At 65.2% G+C, this 16,104-nt stretch carries 13 protein-coding genes; 2 read left to right on the forward strand and 11 right to left on the reverse strand.

Going from position 1 to position 16,104, the window contains the following annotated elements; translation table 11 throughout:
• Positions 1 to 2: 2 nt before the first annotated feature.
• Positions 3 to 647, reverse strand: a complete 645-nt coding sequence (locus ACOGJC_RS02830; RefSeq protein WP_419846998.1) for a transcriptional regulator — start codon at positions 645 to 647, stop codon at positions 3 to 5.
• A 242-nt stretch (positions 648 to 889) separates the two neighbouring features.
• Here ACOGJC_RS02830 and ACOGJC_RS02835 point away from each other — a divergent pair, with 242 nt between their 5' ends.
• Positions 890 to 4,402: an RCC1 domain-containing protein gene (locus tag ACOGJC_RS02835; protein ID WP_419846999.1), complete on the forward strand. Its 3,513-nt coding sequence runs from the start codon at positions 890 to 892 to the stop codon at positions 4,400 to 4,402.
• A gap of 24 nt (positions 4,403 to 4,426) precedes the next feature.
• Here the strand turns inward: ACOGJC_RS02835 and ACOGJC_RS02840 are convergent, their stop codons facing one another.
• The 4 genes from ACOGJC_RS02840 to rpsO all read right to left on the reverse strand — a co-directional run bounded on the left by ACOGJC_RS02840 (position 4,427) and on the right by rpsO (position 9,104).
• Positions 4,427 to 5,155: an SURF1 family protein gene (locus ACOGJC_RS02840; protein ID WP_419847000.1), complete on the reverse strand. Its 729-nt coding sequence runs from the start codon at positions 5,153 to 5,155 to the stop codon at positions 4,427 to 4,429.
• Positions 5,156 to 5,213: 58 nt separating this feature from the next.
• Complete coding sequence (gene dapB, locus ACOGJC_RS02845; protein WP_419847001.1) at positions 5,214 to 5,984, reverse strand: 4-hydroxy-tetrahydrodipicolinate reductase; 771 nt, start codon at positions 5,982 to 5,984, stop codon at positions 5,214 to 5,216.
• A 65-nt stretch (positions 5,985 to 6,049) separates the two neighbouring features.
• Positions 6,050 to 8,674: a polyribonucleotide nucleotidyltransferase gene (locus tag ACOGJC_RS02850; protein WP_419847002.1), complete on the reverse strand. Its 2,625-nt coding sequence runs from the start codon at positions 8,672 to 8,674 to the stop codon at positions 6,050 to 6,052.
• Positions 8,675 to 8,834: 160 nt separating this feature from the next.
• Positions 8,835 to 9,104, reverse strand: a complete 270-nt coding sequence (gene rpsO, locus ACOGJC_RS02855) for a 30S ribosomal protein S15 (protein ID WP_419847003.1) — start codon at positions 9,102 to 9,104, stop codon at positions 8,835 to 8,837.
• A 181-nt stretch (positions 9,105 to 9,285) separates the two neighbouring features.
• Between rpsO and ACOGJC_RS02860 the strand changes: the two genes are divergently transcribed.
• The gene (locus ACOGJC_RS02860; RefSeq protein ID WP_419848185.1) at positions 9,286 to 10,143 is read left to right on the forward strand and encodes a ribokinase; all 858 of its coding nucleotides are present in this window, start codon (positions 9,286 to 9,288) and stop codon (positions 10,141 to 10,143) included.
• Positions 10,144 to 10,170: 27 nt separating this feature from the next.
• Here the strand turns inward: ACOGJC_RS02860 and ACOGJC_RS02865 are convergent, their stop codons facing one another.
• From ACOGJC_RS02865 to infB, 6 genes are all read right to left on the reverse strand, one after another.
• A complete protein-coding gene (locus tag ACOGJC_RS02865; RefSeq protein WP_419847004.1) occupies positions 10,171 to 11,280 on the reverse strand; it encodes an LLM class flavin-dependent oxidoreductase in 1,110 nt (369 codons plus the stop codon).
• Positions 11,281 to 11,285: 5 nt separating this feature from the next.
• Positions 11,286 to 12,239 (reverse strand): bifunctional riboflavin kinase/FAD synthetase, encoded by a 954-nt coding sequence (locus ACOGJC_RS02870; protein WP_419847005.1) that lies wholly within the window; start codon positions 12,237 to 12,239, stop codon positions 11,286 to 11,288.
• Between the two features lie 67 nt (positions 12,240 to 12,306).
• Entirely contained in the window at positions 12,307 to 13,179 is an 873-nt protein-coding gene (gene truB, locus ACOGJC_RS02875; RefSeq protein WP_419847006.1) for a tRNA pseudouridine(55) synthase TruB, read from the reverse strand.
• Positions 13,180 to 13,213: 34 nt separating this feature from the next.
• The gene (rbfA, locus tag ACOGJC_RS02880) at positions 13,214 to 13,585 is read right to left on the reverse strand and encodes a 30S ribosome-binding factor RbfA (protein WP_419847007.1); all 372 of its coding nucleotides are present in this window, start codon (positions 13,583 to 13,585) and stop codon (positions 13,214 to 13,216) included.
• A 2-nt stretch (positions 13,586 to 13,587) separates the two neighbouring features.
• Positions 13,588 to 13,881, reverse strand: coding sequence for a DUF503 domain-containing protein (locus ACOGJC_RS02885; RefSeq protein WP_419847008.1), 294 nt, complete (start codon positions 13,879 to 13,881; stop codon positions 13,588 to 13,590).
• Between the two features lie 8 nt (positions 13,882 to 13,889).
• Positions 13,890 to 15,719, reverse strand: coding sequence for a translation initiation factor IF-2 (gene infB / locus ACOGJC_RS02890; protein WP_419848186.1), 1,830 nt, complete (start codon positions 15,717 to 15,719; stop codon positions 13,890 to 13,892).
• Positions 15,720 to 16,104: the final 385 nt, after the last annotated feature.

The following is a 16,104-nucleotide window of genomic DNA, read 5'->3' on the forward strand; positions in this document are numbered from 1 at the left end:
CCTTACGCTTCGGCGGCCATCTCGGCCGCCCGGTCGATGCCCAGAGTCGCCAGGAGATCCTCGTGCAACTCGAACCACACCTCATGGTAGGAATCCAAAGACGGCTTCGTAAACCAGTCGAGGTCGCCGCCCACCACCCGATTCAGGGCGTTGTCGAGCCGCCCGCCGTAGTGGCCGAAGCGGTCTAAAACCTCGGACAGCTGAGCGACGACGGGCTGGACACGCCGATTGATCTCGGCCAGGCGGCCTATGACTTCGTTGTCGTAGTCCGGGTCGGAGTGGTCGTTCAGCGTCTGGTCACCCCGCACCTGGAAGTCGGTGCAGGCCGTCTTCAACTCGGGATCCAAGACCAGAAACGAGCGGTACAACCCATGAATCTGGGACCGCGCCCCGGATGCCTCCACCTCCGCGGCTACCAGCCGCTCGCCCTCGACCCGGCCCGCGCCCAGCAGCATCCACCCCTTGGCCCGGCTGCCGTCCCGATAGCGCACCCACCCCTGCTCGGCCAGCTGTTGCAGCGCCGCGCCCGCCTGCTCAGTCGACACCCCCGCAGCCTGGGCAATTGCCCCCTCATCGGCCATGCCCTTGGTCCGCAGAGCATGCAGCGCCCGCATCACCAGATCATCTGCCCCCGGCAAACGGCTCACTAGCCCACCCTACTCCAGCCCCCCTCCACAGCTATCCCCATATTCCACCAGCGAGCCGCTCTCCCCCGCCGTTGACACCCCAATAGGCATTTTCGAGCCGGCTGGCGGGTCGGTAGCGTGGTGAAGATGACGGCGGGGGTCCCACAGGTGTCCAGGCAGGAATCGGGGCCTGATGCCGCGGCGAATATGTCGGCGGGGCTCCCAAGCTGGGCCGACAATTGACCGGGCCGGCGCGGGGCGTGATGCAGAAGCTGCTTGCCGCGGTCCTCGCCGTGCTGTTGGCATCGTCTGGAGTGGCCGCTATAGCGGCCAGCCCCGCGGCCGCCAACACCGCGGCCGATAGATGCTCAGCGGTCCACCAATTCGGGGCGACCCCGGTTCCGGTGGCCAAAACCGCCGACGGAACCACCGTGCTGGCCCATGTCGAGTGGGGCTACGACCCGTCAATCGGCTGCTATCTGGTGCTCGATCAAAACGCCATCACCACGCTTCGAGCCGATGCCATCGCCTTCACCCTCCCGACTGGGCCCGTCGACGCCATATCCCAGCGGTGCTCGGCGGTCCACCGCTTCGGGGCGACCCCGGTCCCGGTGGCCAAGACGGCCGATGGAACCGGCATATTGGCCTACATCAGATGGCTGCCCAACGACACCGGGGCCTGCTATCTGGTGCTCGACAACCAGGCAACAACCCTGCTGCGAACCAAAATTGCCGAATCCCAGCCCGAGTCCGAGCTTCTCGTCCAGCAGAACCCCTTGTCGGTCGGCACCTGGCACTCGTGCGCCATCCGGGAAATCGGCACCGTCGACTGCTGGGGCAACAACTGGGCCGGACAACTCAATGCCCCCAGCGGCCGGTTCACCGCCGTCGCCGCGGGAAGCGCCCACACCTGCGCCCTGCAAGCCAACGGCACCATCACCTGCTGGGGCAGCAACACCAGCCGGACGAACGCCCCCAGCGGCCAGGCCGATGCCCCCCGGGGCCGGTTCACCGCCGTTGCCGCCGGCGCCTGGCACTCGTGCGCCATCCGAGAAGACAGCAGCGCCCAATGCTGGGGCCTCAACGACAACGGCCAAGCCTCACCACCCAACGGCCGGTTCACAGCCATCACCGCGGGAAGCGCCCACACCTGCGGCCTGCAAGCCGACGGCACCATCACCTGCTGGGGATCTGACTTCTACGGGCAAGCCTCCCCACCCAACGGCCGGTTCACCGCCATCACCGCCGGCTGGGCTCACACCTGCGCCCTTCAATTCGACGGCACCACCACTTGCTGGGGCCATAACTGGGCCCGACAACTGACCGCACCCGCCATCCAGTTCACCGCCATCACCGCGGGCTGGGCCCACACCTGCGGCCTGCAATTCGACGGCACCATCACCTGCTGGGGCCACAACAACAGCGGGCAGACAGCCACCCCCAGCGAACAGTTCACCGCCATCGCCGCTGGCGGCTACCACACCTGCGGGATCCGCCCAGACGGCATCACCCAATGCTGGGGCAACAACTTCTACGGCCAGCTAGACGCTCCGGTGATTCCCGAGAACCAGTACAGCCCAATCGCCGTCGGCGCCGAACACTCGTGCCGCATCCTGAACACCGGCACCCTTCAATGCTGGGGCAACAACACCTACGGGCAGGCGAGCGCCCCCAGCGGCCAGTTCACCGCCATCGCGGCGGGCAGTTGGCACACCTGCGGACTCCACCAAAACGGCGCCGCCCAATGCTGGGGCAACAACGACGACAACCAAACCGACGCCCCCGACGGCCGATTCACCGCCATCGCGGCGGGCAGCGCCCACACCTGCGCCCTCCGAGACGACAACACCGCCCAATGCTGGGGATCCGACTACTACGGCCAAGCCACCGCCCCCGACACCCGATTCACCGCCATCGCGGCGGGCAGTTGGCACACCTGCGGACTCCACCAAAACGGCGCCGCCCAATGCTGGGGCAACAACGACGACAACCAAACCGACGCCCCCGACGGCCGATTCACCGCCATCGCGGCGGGCAGCGCCCACACCTGCGCCCTCCGAGACGACAACACCGCCCAATGCTGGGGATCCGACTACTACGGCCAAGCCACCGCCCCCGACACCCGATTCACCGCCATCGCGGCGGGCAGTTGGCACACCTGCGGACTCCACCAAAACGGCGCCGCCCAATGCTGGGGCAACAACGACGACAACCAAACGAACGCCCCCGACGGCCGATTCACCGCCATCGCGGCGGGCAGCGCCCACACCTGCGCCCTCCGAGACGACAACACCGCCCAATGCTGGGGCGAATTCACGCCCCCGCGCGGACCCGAGCCCAACACCCCGCGCATCCCCGTTTCTGCCGGACAAACCCACTCTTGCCATCTGCGGGCCGACCAGACCGTTTTGTGCTGGGGATCTGATCTCTACGGTCAGCTCCAAGCTCCCGCCGGCCCGATCCTGGCCATTTCGGCTGGCGGTTACCACTCCTGTGCCCTTCGAGGCGATGGCACGATTGCGTGCTGGGGCAACGACAGCGACGGGCAGTCGACAGCACCGGAGGGCCAATTCACGGCGGTGGCCGCCGGCACCTGGCATTCGTGCGGACTCAGCAGCAACGGCGCCGTCGAATGCTGGGGCCGAGACGACGATGGCCAGGCTGACCCGCCCAGCGGGAAGTTCACCGCGGTGTCGGCCGGATGGGCCCACTCCTGCGGCATCCGAGAAAACCGGGCCGTCGAATGCTGGGGCAACGACTGGGCCGGACAGCTCGACACCCCCGACGGCCAGTTCACCGCGGTGTCGGCGGGATGGGCCCACTCCTGCGGTATCCGAGAAGACCGCGCCGTCGAATGCTGGGGCGACCGGCGGGGCGACCGGCTGAGCGCGCCGAGCGGGCCCTTCCTGGCCGTGTCGGCCGGTGAGCTGCATTCCTGCGGCATCCGAGAAAACGGCGCCGTCGAATGCTGGGGCGCCAACGACGACAGCCAAGCCGACGCCCCCGACGGCCACTTCACGGCTGTTTCTGCCGGAACCTGGCATTCATGCGGGTTGAGAACCAATCAGACCGTGGAATGCTGGGGAAGGTACGTGAGGCCGATCCAGGGAAATGTGGATGTGCATGTCCACTATTGCGCCGCACAGAATGCGAACTACACAGAAGCAGATCTACTCTACGAAATAGACAGACTCAACAGGACTGTAGCCACGTTTTATGCCGAACAGTCATCCAACATGGTGAAACTGAACTTTGTGCTGGGCGATATCGTCTCCCCCAATATCGATTGGGAAAATCTGTTCATTGGTGATTGGTACAAGGAAGATAAGAACCCGTGCTGGCCTGAAGTACGAAACTTCAACCACCAACACAACCTGATAATGGTAGACATCTCTCCGGGCAATGGGGCATACGGATTAGCACCGATACCTGGCAACTGGGCCATCTCAGCTACCGTCGAAAAGTACTTTTCCGCCTTGCCGGATTGTACTTTTGAAGATTCAACCGACCGTGTGCGTGAACAAACCAGAGACAACAGTTGTCGCACAACGGCCTACGTCCAATTTTTCTCCATCGTCGCCCATGAGCTGGGTCACTCCCTGTTTGGTTTCGGACATCCCCGTGACTGCTCAATCATGGACAACATCCGTATGCCAACTTGCGAAAACGAGCAAACCATCGAAACCAGTGGAATAGGGTGCATGGATCGTCGGCAACTGGGCTGGCCGGAACCCGACAATTGCCCTAGCACGTTGGTCAGCACCTCTGAAGGCTGAACGCCTCCACGGGCCTCCCCGCCGTCAGCTCCGTGACGTGTTGCGGCGCAGGATCAGGGGGTAGCCGATGGCGGCGATGGTGGCGAACACAAACCACTGCACGGCATAGGCCAAATGCGAACCCTCGCCGAGGTCGGGGGGCGGGACGGGAATGGGCAGGTCGCCCGCAGACGGACTCTGGGATTGGAGCTGCACGTAGACCGGGAGCAGGTTGGCGTCGAGTTGCTGGGCGAGACGGGCCAGATCGGGACGGGCCATTTCGGCCAGCACGCCGCCAGCCGGATCGGCCTGTTGTAGTCCCGCGGCGGTGACCGTGGCCCGCAGCAGTCCGCTCACCTCCACCTGCCCGCCGGGAGGCGCAAAGTCCGCCGGGGAAGCGCCCGTACCCACCCCGTGGGGAATCCAACCCCGGTTGACCGCCACCGCAGCGCCGGAATCAAGCCGCAACGGGGTGAGCACCCAATACCCGGCCGAACCCTGGTGGGTGCGGTTGCGAATCAGCACCTGTTCGGCCAGCAGGTAGACGCCGGTGGCCCGGACCGGGCGGAACTCGATCTCGCCTCCCCGCTGGTAGGGGTCGTTGGCCCCCACCAAGGCCTGGATCTCGACTACAGCCATCTCACTGCGGCTGGTGATGACGCTGTTGCGATCCCGGCGCTCCGACAGTCGATGGAGCTGCCAGAAGCCCGCGGTCACCATGGCGGCCACCGCCAGCAATACCACGATGTGAAGCAGCAGGCGCCGGGGCGACATCACTGGGCTTGGTGACTAGATGTCCAGCAGGGCATTGACTGGACTCAGCGACGCACCACTAGATGTCCAGCAGGGCATCTAGGCCGACGATGAGCCCAGAGCGACCTGAGGCGGCCTTCACTGCGGCCAGCACACCGGGCATGAACGAGGACCGGTCGGTGGAGTCCTGGCGGATGGTGAGCGTCTGGCCCTCGGCACCGAGGATCACCTCGTGGTGGGCCACCATCCCTCTCATCCGCACCGCATGCACTCGGATGCCGGCGGGACCCTCCGCCCCCCGCACACCAGCCAGCATCTCGTGCTCAGTGGGATCGGGGGCCCACGTGTCCGACGCGGCGGCCATCTTCTCCACAGTTAGCCGGGCCGTGCCCGAGGGGGCGTCGATCTTGGCGTCGTGGTGCAATTCGATTACCTCAGCGGTGTCGAAGTAGGGGGCGGCCAGCTCGGCAAACCTCATCATCAACACCGCGCTGATGGCGAAATTGGGGGCAATGATGCAGGCCCGATCAGCACTGGTGAACGCGGCGTCGAACTTCACCAGGTCTTCATCGGTGAACCCGGTCGTTCCCACAACGGCGTGCATTCGCTGCTCTGCCAGCCAGATCAGGTTGTCGCGGGCGGCCTCCGCAATGGTGAAATCCACCACCACATCAGCCTGGGCATCGGCCAGAGCTTGGCGGTCGCCAACCGCGACGGCCCCTCCTGAAGCAGCGCCCACCCGATGAGGGTCGACGGCAGCCACGAGCTCCAAATCAGGGTCATCAGCCACCGCCTGGCAAACGGTGGCCCCCATCCGGCCCCCCGCCCCGAACACCCCTACCCGTAGCATGAACGAGACGTTATAGGCCCGGCCGGGGCATTACGGCTTCGAAAACGGGCCAGCCGAGGGCCGGATTAGCGCGAAGAGCGGTCCCGGTCGCGGCCGCGGCCCCCTCCGCCTCGACGGTGAGAACCCCCGCTCGGTCCGAGATCACCGAACTCGTCGCGCAGCTGGGCTTCGAAATCAGCCTCAAAGGAAGCCGCCTCGGCAGGCCCTTCCCAGTCACCGCGGCCCCGACCACCCCGGTCGTCGGAACGGCGGTTGTCACGGTCCCGACGGTCATCCCGACGACCCCGGCTGTCATCGCGGTCCCGGCGGTCTCGACGGTCGTCACGGTCCCTGCGGTCATCACGGTCCCTGCGGCCATCTCGGTCCCTACTGCCCCGATCATCAGAACGGCGATTGTCGCGGTCCCGGCGGTCTCGACGGTCGTCACGGTCTCGGCGGTCGTCACGGTCCCTGCGGTCACCTCGGTCCCGGCTGGCCCGATCCTCAGACCGGCGTTCCGAGCCGCTATCGCTGCTGCTGTCGTCGCCGGTCAGCTTGAGGCTTATCTTGCCGTTGGGATCGATGTCCTCCACGACAACCTCTAGATCATCGCCCAATGCAACGACATCCTCGACCCGATCGATCCGACGGCCTCGGCCGAGCTTGGATATGTGCACCAAACCGTCGCGGCCCGGAAGGATGTTCACAAAGGCCCCGAACGACGTAATGTTCACCACTTTCCCGCTGTACACCTCACCAACATCGGCGGTGGGGGGGTCAAGGATCAAGCGGATCTGACGCTCAGCCTCGTCGACGCAGTCTCGGTCGGGCGAGGAGATGGTGACGATGCCGGCGTCCTGGGCGTCGTCCACGTTTACCTCGGCCCCGGTCTCGGCCTGGATGGTGTTGATGACCTTGCCCTTGGGCCCGATGACCTCGCCAATCTTGTCCAGCGGAATCTCGAACTTGATGATCTTGGGAGCAGTGGGGCGAACATCGTCCCGGGGGGCGTCGATGGCCCCCGCCATGACCTCCAAGATCTTGAGCCGAGCATCGCGGGCCTGATTGAGCGCACCGGCGAGCACATCGGCGGGCAGCCCGTCGATCTTGGTGTCGAGCTGGAGGGCGGTCACGAAGTCGGCCGTGCCCGCCACCTTGAAGTCCATGTCGCCAAAGGCATCCTCAGCGCCCAAGATGTCGGTGAGCGTGGTGTATTGGCCCTCGTGGAACACCAGTCCCATGGCGATGCCGGCCACCGGCGCCTTGATGGGCACGCCCGCGTCCATGAGCGACAGGGTTGACGAGCACACCGAGCCCATCGAGGTGGACCCGTTGGAGGAGAGCACCTCCGATACCAGGCGCAAGGTGTACGGGAAATCGTCCATTGAGGGGATCACCGGGACCAAGGCCTTCTCGGCCAGCGCCCCGTGTCCGATCTCCCGGCGCTTCGGGCCCCGCATGAAGCCGGTCTCGCCGGTGGAGTACGGCGGGAAGTTGTAGTGGTGGATGTAGCGCTTCTTGTCGATGGGGTCGATCCCGTCGATCATCTGGTCCATCCGAGCCGTGCCCAGGGTGGTGATGTTCAGCACCTGGGTCTCTCCCCGCTCAAACAGCCCGGAGCCATGAGCGGTTTCCACAACCCCAACTTCAGATCCGAGGGGCCGGAGATCTGCCGCCCCCCGCCCGTCGATGCGCACGCCGTCTTGCACGATCCGGGTGCGAACGATGCTCTTGGTGAGCGAGCGAACAGCCGCAGAGATCTGCTTGTCAGCCCCTTCGACTTCGGCGAACCGCTCGGCCAGCGCCTCGGCGATCTCCTCTTTGGCGTTGGTCTCGGCCTCTTGGCGCTCAGCCTTGTCGGCGATGGACATGGCCGCAGCCAGTTTGTCGGTGCCCGCCTCGGCCACCGCAGCCTCGATTTCGGGGGTGTAGTCCACCTGGAGCTCGTACTCCATGGGGGGCTTGACCCCGGCGGTGGCGATCAGACGGCGCTGGAGGCCCACCGCTTCTTTGATCCACTCCTTGGACCGCTCCAGTCCCTCAGCGAGGGCGGTTTCGTCCACTTTGGGGGTTCCGTTGCTGTAGAGCTCCCAGCCGGCCTCGGTTCCGTTGGCCTCCACCATCATGATGGCCACGTCGCCGTCATCCAAGACGCGGCCGGCCACCACCATTTCGAAGGTGGAATCGGCGCCTTCGGCATAGGTGGGATGGGGAATCCACTCCCCATCAGCACTGTGGGCCACTCGTACCGCGCCGATCGGGCCGGCGAACGGTATGCCCGAGATGCTGAGGGCGGCCGATGCCCCGTTGATGGCGATCACGTCGTAGGGGTTCTCCTGGTCGGCCCCCAAGACCGTTCCCACAACGTGGATCTCGTTGCGGAACCCGTCAGGAAACGAGGGCCGCAGCGGTCGGTCGATCAGTCGACAGGTCAAGATGGCCGATTCGGGGGCCCGACCTTCCCGCCGGAAGAACGAACCGGGGATCTTGCCCGCGGCATACATCCGCTCTTCGATGTCGACGGTGAGGGGGAAGAAATCCGCGCCCTCTCGTACACGACGGGCTGCCGTCGCGGTCACCAAGATGGTGGTGTCGCCCATGCGGGCCACAACGGCCCCGTCGGCCTGGCCGGCCAGACGACCTGTCTCAAAGGACAGGGTTTTGTCTTCCGCGCCGCTTACCGCGGCTGAAACGGTGATGGCTTCCGCCATTTCTTCTCCTCTCCGGACCACGCGAGGCCCGAGCGGGCCGAAATGGAGCCAGTTCCCAGTTGGAGAGGCCCAGCGCAACTCGGCCCCTTCAACTGGCAGCTGGCCTCTCGTGTGGCCCGCTTATGTATTTTCTCTATGTCGCCAGGGCGATGCCCGCTTCTCAGCGGCGAAGTCCAAGTTCGGCGATGATGCCGCGGTAGCGCTCCACATCATTGTCCTTGACGTAATCGAGCAGCCGTCGCCGGCGGCCCACCATCATCAACAAGCCTCGCCTGCTGTGGTGGTCCTTGACATGCACCTTCAAGTGCTCGGTGAGGTGGTTGATCCGCTCTGTGAGCAGAGCAATCTGCACCTCGGGCGAGCCTGTATCGGTGTCATGCAGGCGGTGCTTCTCAATGGTCGCGGTTTTGGGCGCTAGTGTCTCGGCCATCCCTACTCAGTGTGTCCGTCGGTCAGAAAACGGGCTACTGCACTGCACCATATTGTCTGAGGCTGTGCTCGTGCCCGGGGGACCTGTTCAAACTACCACCCCAATGACCAAAACACCTACCTGAGAGCATTTAGGCCTGAGAGCATTTAGGCCTGAGAGCATTTGAGGGATACTGGTGTCGATGAAGGTTGTGTCCTTCGGAAGCCTCAACTACGACCTGTCCATCTGGCTCGATCGGCTGCCCGGCCCCGACGAAACGCTGAAAGCCCAACGAATGGAGGCGTTCTCCGGAGGCAAAGGTGCTAACCAAGCCACGGCCGCGGCTCGACTGGGGGCCGAAACGCACATGGTGGGCTGCGTGGGCGACGACGACCGGGGCCGCTGGCTGCTTGACGTGCTAGACGACAGCGGCGTGGACACCGGACTCGTCCGCATCGTTGAGGAACCCACGGGCACGGCAGTGCCGCTCATCTCCCCAGCGGATGTCTCCATCGTCATCGTGGCCGGGGCCAACGCCAGCACGGGAGTGGCCGACGCGGTTGCCGCTGCGCAGGTGATCGCCGCGGCCGACGTGCTCCTCTTGCAAGGCGAGGTGGGCGCTGCGGGCGCCAGAAGGGCAGCCCAGGCCGCCCGATCGGGGGGCACCACCGTTGTGTTCAACCCGGCTCCTGTGGATCCTTTTCTCGTAGAGGCCGTCATACCGCTCACCGACGTCTTGGTGGTGAATAGGGCCGAGCAATCCCAGATTGATGCGATCGGCCCCGAAACCGGCCATTGCGACACCGTCGTCACTTTGGGCGGCCGAGGAGCCCAGGTCGACGATGTAGTGATTCCCTCCTACCCCGCGAAAGTGGTCGATCCCACCGGCGCGGGCGATGCCTTCTGCGGCGCCTTGGGTGTCGCCCTGGGCGAGGGACGCCCCCTTATCGAAGCCGTCCGCTTTGCCAACGCGGCCGGCTCTCTGGCGGTGGCCACGCCCGGCGCCCAGCCCTCCATGCCCACTCGAGCCGCGGTGGACGCTCTGCTCGCTATCCCTTGAGGGCGGGATCAACCGGTGAGGACGCGGTCAGCCCCTGAGAGCGGGCAGGACGTGGGTGGCGGTGAGGCGGATGCTCTCCATCACCTTGTCGTGGGGGATGGCGTAAGGGTTCATCATGCACAAGAGCAGGTCGACGCCGAGATCAGCGAAGCCCTGGCAGAGCTCGATGCACTGGTCGGGATCGCCAGCGACGGCCACGCCCTGTTCCACCAAATCCTCGATGTTGAAGGTGGTGTCCCAGTCGGCGTCCGCGGTCATGCCGGGCAGATACCGCAGATAGTTCCAGTCGCCGAGTTCGGCCCCCTCTTCCTGGAGCATCTCGGCCACGCTGCCCACCAGCTTGAACGCCACGGTGGGGTACCACCAGAACGACTCCCGGGCGTTTTCGTAAGCCTCGGCGGTGGTGGGAGCGCAGTGGAACATGGCGAAGGTGGCCACCCGGTCGTTCACGAACCCGCCCACCGGATTCTGGCAAGCCGCCACCGCCTCGCGATAAAGGTTGACCCGGAGCTCCAGTTCCTCGAGTGACACCCCGGCGCTGAACGACAGCAAGCCCATGCCCATCTCCCCCACTAGTTGGTGGGTTTCTCGGCTGCCCGTTGCCGCCCACATGGGGGGATGGGGCTTTTGCACCGGCTTGGGCAGCACCCGGCGGCGGGGCATCGACCAGTGCTGGCCTTCGAATTCATACTCGTCGTTCGACCAGCAACCCGCGATGTGCCCAACCGCCTCGGCCCACATCGCCCGGGTCTCCCGGGGGTCGATCCCAAACCCCTCAAGTTCGGCCCGGGTCGTCGAGCGGCCGGTGCCGAACTCCACCCGCCCCCCGCTGACCAGATCCAGCGTGGCGGCCGACTCGGCACTGCGGACCGGATGGTTGTAGGGGTCAGGCGCCAAGCGCACGCCATAACCCAGCCGAATCTGCTCGGTGAGGGCGGCCACTGCTCCGTAGAGCACCTCAGGATTGGAGCTGTGCGACATCTCTTCCAAGAAGTGATGCTCGACCGTCCAGAAACTGTGATACCCAAGCTGGTCGGCCAGCACGGCCTGCTGGATCAGCTCTTGATAGCGAAGCTCTTCGCTGTCGTGGTGCCAGGGCCGGGGGACGGGGATCTCCGAGAAGAGAGCGAGCTCCATGTCGGCTAGCGGGATGGTTCCGCAGTCAAGATCTCCCGACTGAGGGCAACGTCAATGCGGAGTTGCTTCACCAGGGAATCGATGCCGTCGAAGCGGTGTTCGCTTCTCAGCAGCTCCACGAACTCAACCCTGGCCTCCTCGCCGTACAGATCTCCCTCGAAGTCGAGGAGATGCGCCTCCAACAGCGATTGCTGAGCGTGCTCATAGAACGTGGGTCGTCGGCCGATGTTGATGGCCGCCATGTGACGGGATCCGTCGGGACGGGTGTACCAGCCGGCGTACACCGCATCGGCGGGCCAGGCCATGACCATAGAAACCGGGATGTTGGCGGTGGGGAACCCGATGGTCATCCCCCGCCGATCGCCCAAGACCACCTTGCCCCTGATCTCGTGGTAGCGCCCCAGCATGGCCGCCGCGGTGCGAACATCGCCACCGGCCAACGCTCGGCGCACCGCAGTGGAGGAAACCGGCTCGGGCCACTTCTCGTCATGGTGCAAAAGCGTCACCGCGTGGACGGCGAAGCCCATCTCCTGGCCGAAATCTCTCAAGGTGTCGATGTTCCCCAACCGAGCCCGCCCGAAGTGGAAGTCCTCCCCCACCACCACGCTTCGTACTTTCAACCGGTCCACAAAGACCTCGCGCACGAAGTCCTCAGGCAATGTGTGGGCCCGATCGGGGGAGAACTCAATCAGGTACACGTATTCGATGCCCGCCGCCTCGAGCAGCTCCAGCTTCTGATCGAGCGAGTTGAGCAGCTTGGGAGCGTTCTCGGGCCGCAAGACCAGCGCCGGATGGCGGTCGAACGTGACCACGGCGGGCGCCACGCCCAGCCGTTCTGCCTCCGAAAGGAGTTGATGGATGACAGCCTGGTGCCCGACGTGGACACCGTCGTACACCCCGATGCTGGCTGCGGTCTCTTCACTGCCGTCTAGGCGGCCAAAGTCTTCGATGACCTGCACCGGGTTGCACGGTAGCGGCCACAGCCTCGAACTGGACAATCCCGGTCGGCCCGACGTCGCCAGCGAACTACCAGGGGATGACCACCGCCGGTTTGACCAGGCCGGGCGTATGGGGCTCATAGACGGCTAAGAGCTGGCCCTGGGACCCAAGCACCGCCCATGGGCCGTTGTTCTCCACGCTCAGGTCTTCGGCCGCCATCACCTGTCCGCTTCCCACCCTTCGCTCAATCGACTCGTCCACCGACACCGCGGCGTAGTCGCGAAGGGCCTCGGCCATCGGCAACAGCGCGGGAGAGGTAACCGGTCGGGCCTCGTCGATCGAAAACGAGCCGATGGCCAAGCGGCGCAAAGCCCGCAAGTGCCCTCCTCCCCCCAGAGCTGTGCCGATATCAGCGGCCAGCGAGCGGATATATGTCCCCGAGGAGCAGCTCACCTCGATCCGGTAAGTCCCGGCGTCGGGGTCCACCGGCCCGACTTTCAGCTCATGGACGGTGACCGGGCGGGGTTCCCGCTCCACCTCCACCCCCTCGCGGGCCAACTCGTGCAGACGGCGTCCACCCACCTTCACGGCCGACACCATCGGCGGAACCTGCATGATGTCGCCCACAAACCCGGAGGCGGCTTCAGCCACCTGCTCTGGGGTGACTGCGGACATGTCGAACACCCCGGTGACCTCTCCGGCCGCATCCAGCGTGGTGGTCTCGGTGCCCAGCACTAGCTCGCCCACATATTTCTTGGGCAGCGGAGTGAGAAACCGCAGCAGCCGGGTGGCCCGTCCCACCCCCAAGATCAACACCCCGGTTGCGTCGGGGTCGAGGGTCCCGGCGTGGCCCACCTTGCGGGTGCCGAAGACTCCCCGGGCCTTGGCCACCACATCGTGGGAAGTCCACCCCGCTTCTTTGTCGATGACCGCCAGCCCGTCGACAGAACTCCTGCTCATTGATCGAAGACCGCCAGCCCGTCGGCCTGAATCACTATTCGTCCTCGTCGGCCAGATCACGCAAGATCTGATCAACCCGCTCACCGGCTGAAATGGAGGGATCGAGGGCGAACACAAGATCGGGCACCCGTCGAACCGCCGAGGAGCGGGCCACCGCCTGCTTGAGTTGGAGTCGGTGCTCTTCCAAAGCCTCCAACGCGGCCGGTGCTTCCTCGGCGTCCAACGCGCTCACGTACACCGTGGCCCGGCTCAGCTCGGCGCTGGTCTCCACCCCGGTGACGCTGACCAGGTCCAACCGCTCGTCATCCAAATGGGCCAACTCGGAGGCCAAGATCTCTCTCAGCAGCTCGCCGAGCCGAGCTGACCGTGAGTAGTGGGTGGGGCGGGACGCCCGGCGGCGAGCCATGCCTATTCCTCGGTGTTGAGCCAGTGCGAAGAGGAGCCCACCACCTCGATCTCGGGCATCGACCACATATACCGGTCCACCTCATCGGCCAGGGTCCGACACTGGCCAGGCTGGCCCGACACCACTGCCACGCCCACCTCGGCTCTCTGCCATAGATCGTTGTGGCCGGTCTCTGCCACCGAGACTCCGAATCGATGGGCTAGACCCGATAGCACCGGCTTCAGTGCCGAGCGGCGCTCCTTCAGCGACTGACAACCCGGGATGTGCAAGTCATAGACCACGGCGAGAACGTGCATCAGCCTGATCAGACTCGAGCGACTTCCCGCTCCTCAAAGGTCTCGATGATGTCGCCCTGTTTGAGATCTTGGAAGTCGGACAGACCGATACCGCACTCGTAACCAGACTGCACTTCGCGCACATCATCCTTGAAGCGCTTGAGAGACGACACCGTGCCTCGCCAGATGACGGCGCCATCCCGCAAGAACCGGACTTTGGAGCCCCGGGTGATGGCTCCGTTGAGCACGTAGCAACCGGCCACAGCCCCCACCCGGGGGATTCGGAACACCTCTCGCACCTCGGCATCGCCGGTGACAACCTCGGTGAACTCCGGAGCCAGCATGCCCACCATGGCGTTCTCCACGTCCTCGATCAGGTTGTAGATGATCTCATAGGTGCGGATTTCCACCTTCTCCAGTTCGGCCAGCTCTCGGGCCTTGCGATCAGGTCGGACATTGAAGCCGATGATGGTGGCATTGGAGGCGGCGGCCAGCTGGATGTCGTTGGCGGTCACCCCGCCCACTCCTCGATGGACGAAGGCCAGCTTCACCTCTTCGCGCCCCAAACGCTGGAGGCTGTCCACCACCGCCTCGAGTGACCCGTTCACGTCGGCCTTGACGATGAGGTTCAACGTGGCGGTTTGGCCGGCCTGGATCTGGCTGAAGATGTCTTCCAAGCGCGCCCCGCCTGCGGTGGCCGCGGCATCCCGGCCCAGGCTGGCAATCCGCTGGGAATGCTCCCGCGTCTGGGCAACCTTGGCCGCCACCTTCTCGTTGGGTGCTACAACGAAGGCATCACCGGCATTGGCCACGTCGGACAGCCCCAGTACCTGTACCGGTTTCGATGGATTGGCCTCCAAGATCTGGTTGCCCCGATCATCGAGCAATGCCCTGACACGACCCCAAGAGGCACCGGCAACCACTGGATCCCCTCGCTTGAGGGTGCCCTGCTGAACCAAGAGGGTGGCTACCGGGCCCCGGCCAATGTCCAAATTGGACTCCAGGACCACACCCCGGGCCCGCCCCTCCGAGTCGGCCCGCAGATCCTCCACTTCGGCCACCACCGCAAGCTGCTCGAGCAAATCGTCGATACCCAGGTTCTGGAGGGCGGAGACCTCCACCATGATGGTGTCGCCCCCCCACTGCTCAGGCACCAGCTCATGCTCGGAAAGCTGCTGCATGGCCCGATTGGGATCGGCATTGTTGCGGTCGATCTTGTTGACCGCAACCACGATGGGCACTTCGGCGGCCCGGGCGTGATTGATGGCCTCCAGGGTCTGGGGCATCACCCCGTCATCGGCCGCCACCACCAGAATCACAATGTCGGTGGCATCGGCACCCCGAGCCCGCATCGCGGTGAACGCCGCGTGGCCTGGCGTATCGATAAAGGTCAGGAGCCGGCCATCTTTCTCAACCTGGTAAGCCCCGATGTGCTGGGTTATGCCCCCAGCCTCGCCCTCGGCCACATTGGCGCTGCGGATCTGATCCAACAGCTTGGTCTTCCCGTGGTCAACATGTCCCATAACGGTGATGACCGGTGGCCGGACCGGGTAATCCTCTTCGAGATCGTCTTCTTCGAGGTCGGCCTCAAGCAGCTTGAGCAGCTCGTTCTCCTGTTCTTCACCAGGATCCACCAAGCGGATTTCGGCACCGATCTCCGCCGCAAAGAGCTCGATCATGTCGTCGGTGAGCGATTGCGTAGCCGTGACCATCTCGCCTTGCTGCATGAGAAACCGGACCACATCGGCGGCCGTCTGGTTCAACTTGGGCCCCACTTCCAACGGTGTGGAAGATCGCTCGATCACCACCACCCCAGTGGGCGCAGCCGCATCCGTTGGGGTGTAGTCCGGGATATTCATGGGCTGGAGGTCTTCGGCCACCCGGCGACGACGCCGACTCTTGCGACGCCTCTGCTGAGGACGCTGAGGACCGCCCCGACCTCGCCCTCCCGGGCCTCCAGCACCGCTGGGAGGAGCACCTAGTGCACCGGCGGGGCCGCGTGTTCCTATTGGTGCAGGAGGTCGGCCCGGTGCACTCGTGCTTGGCCCCTGAGAACCACCCGCTGGTCGGACCGGACCGCGAGGACCTCTACGAGGACTGGGGGCCGGGCCCCGACCACCCCGCCCAGGGGGCGGCGGAATGGGCTTGCCCGAAGAAGAGACCGGTGGCTGGCCCGGAGGGGGTGGAATGGGCTTGCCCGAGGGGGAGAGCGGCGGACTGGTGGGGGGGGCAGAAGCGGCCGGC

The organism is Candidatus Poriferisocius sp. (assembly GCF_965204015.1).
Lineage (GTDB): Bacteria > Actinomycetota > Acidimicrobiia > Acidimicrobiales > Bin134 > Poriferisocius.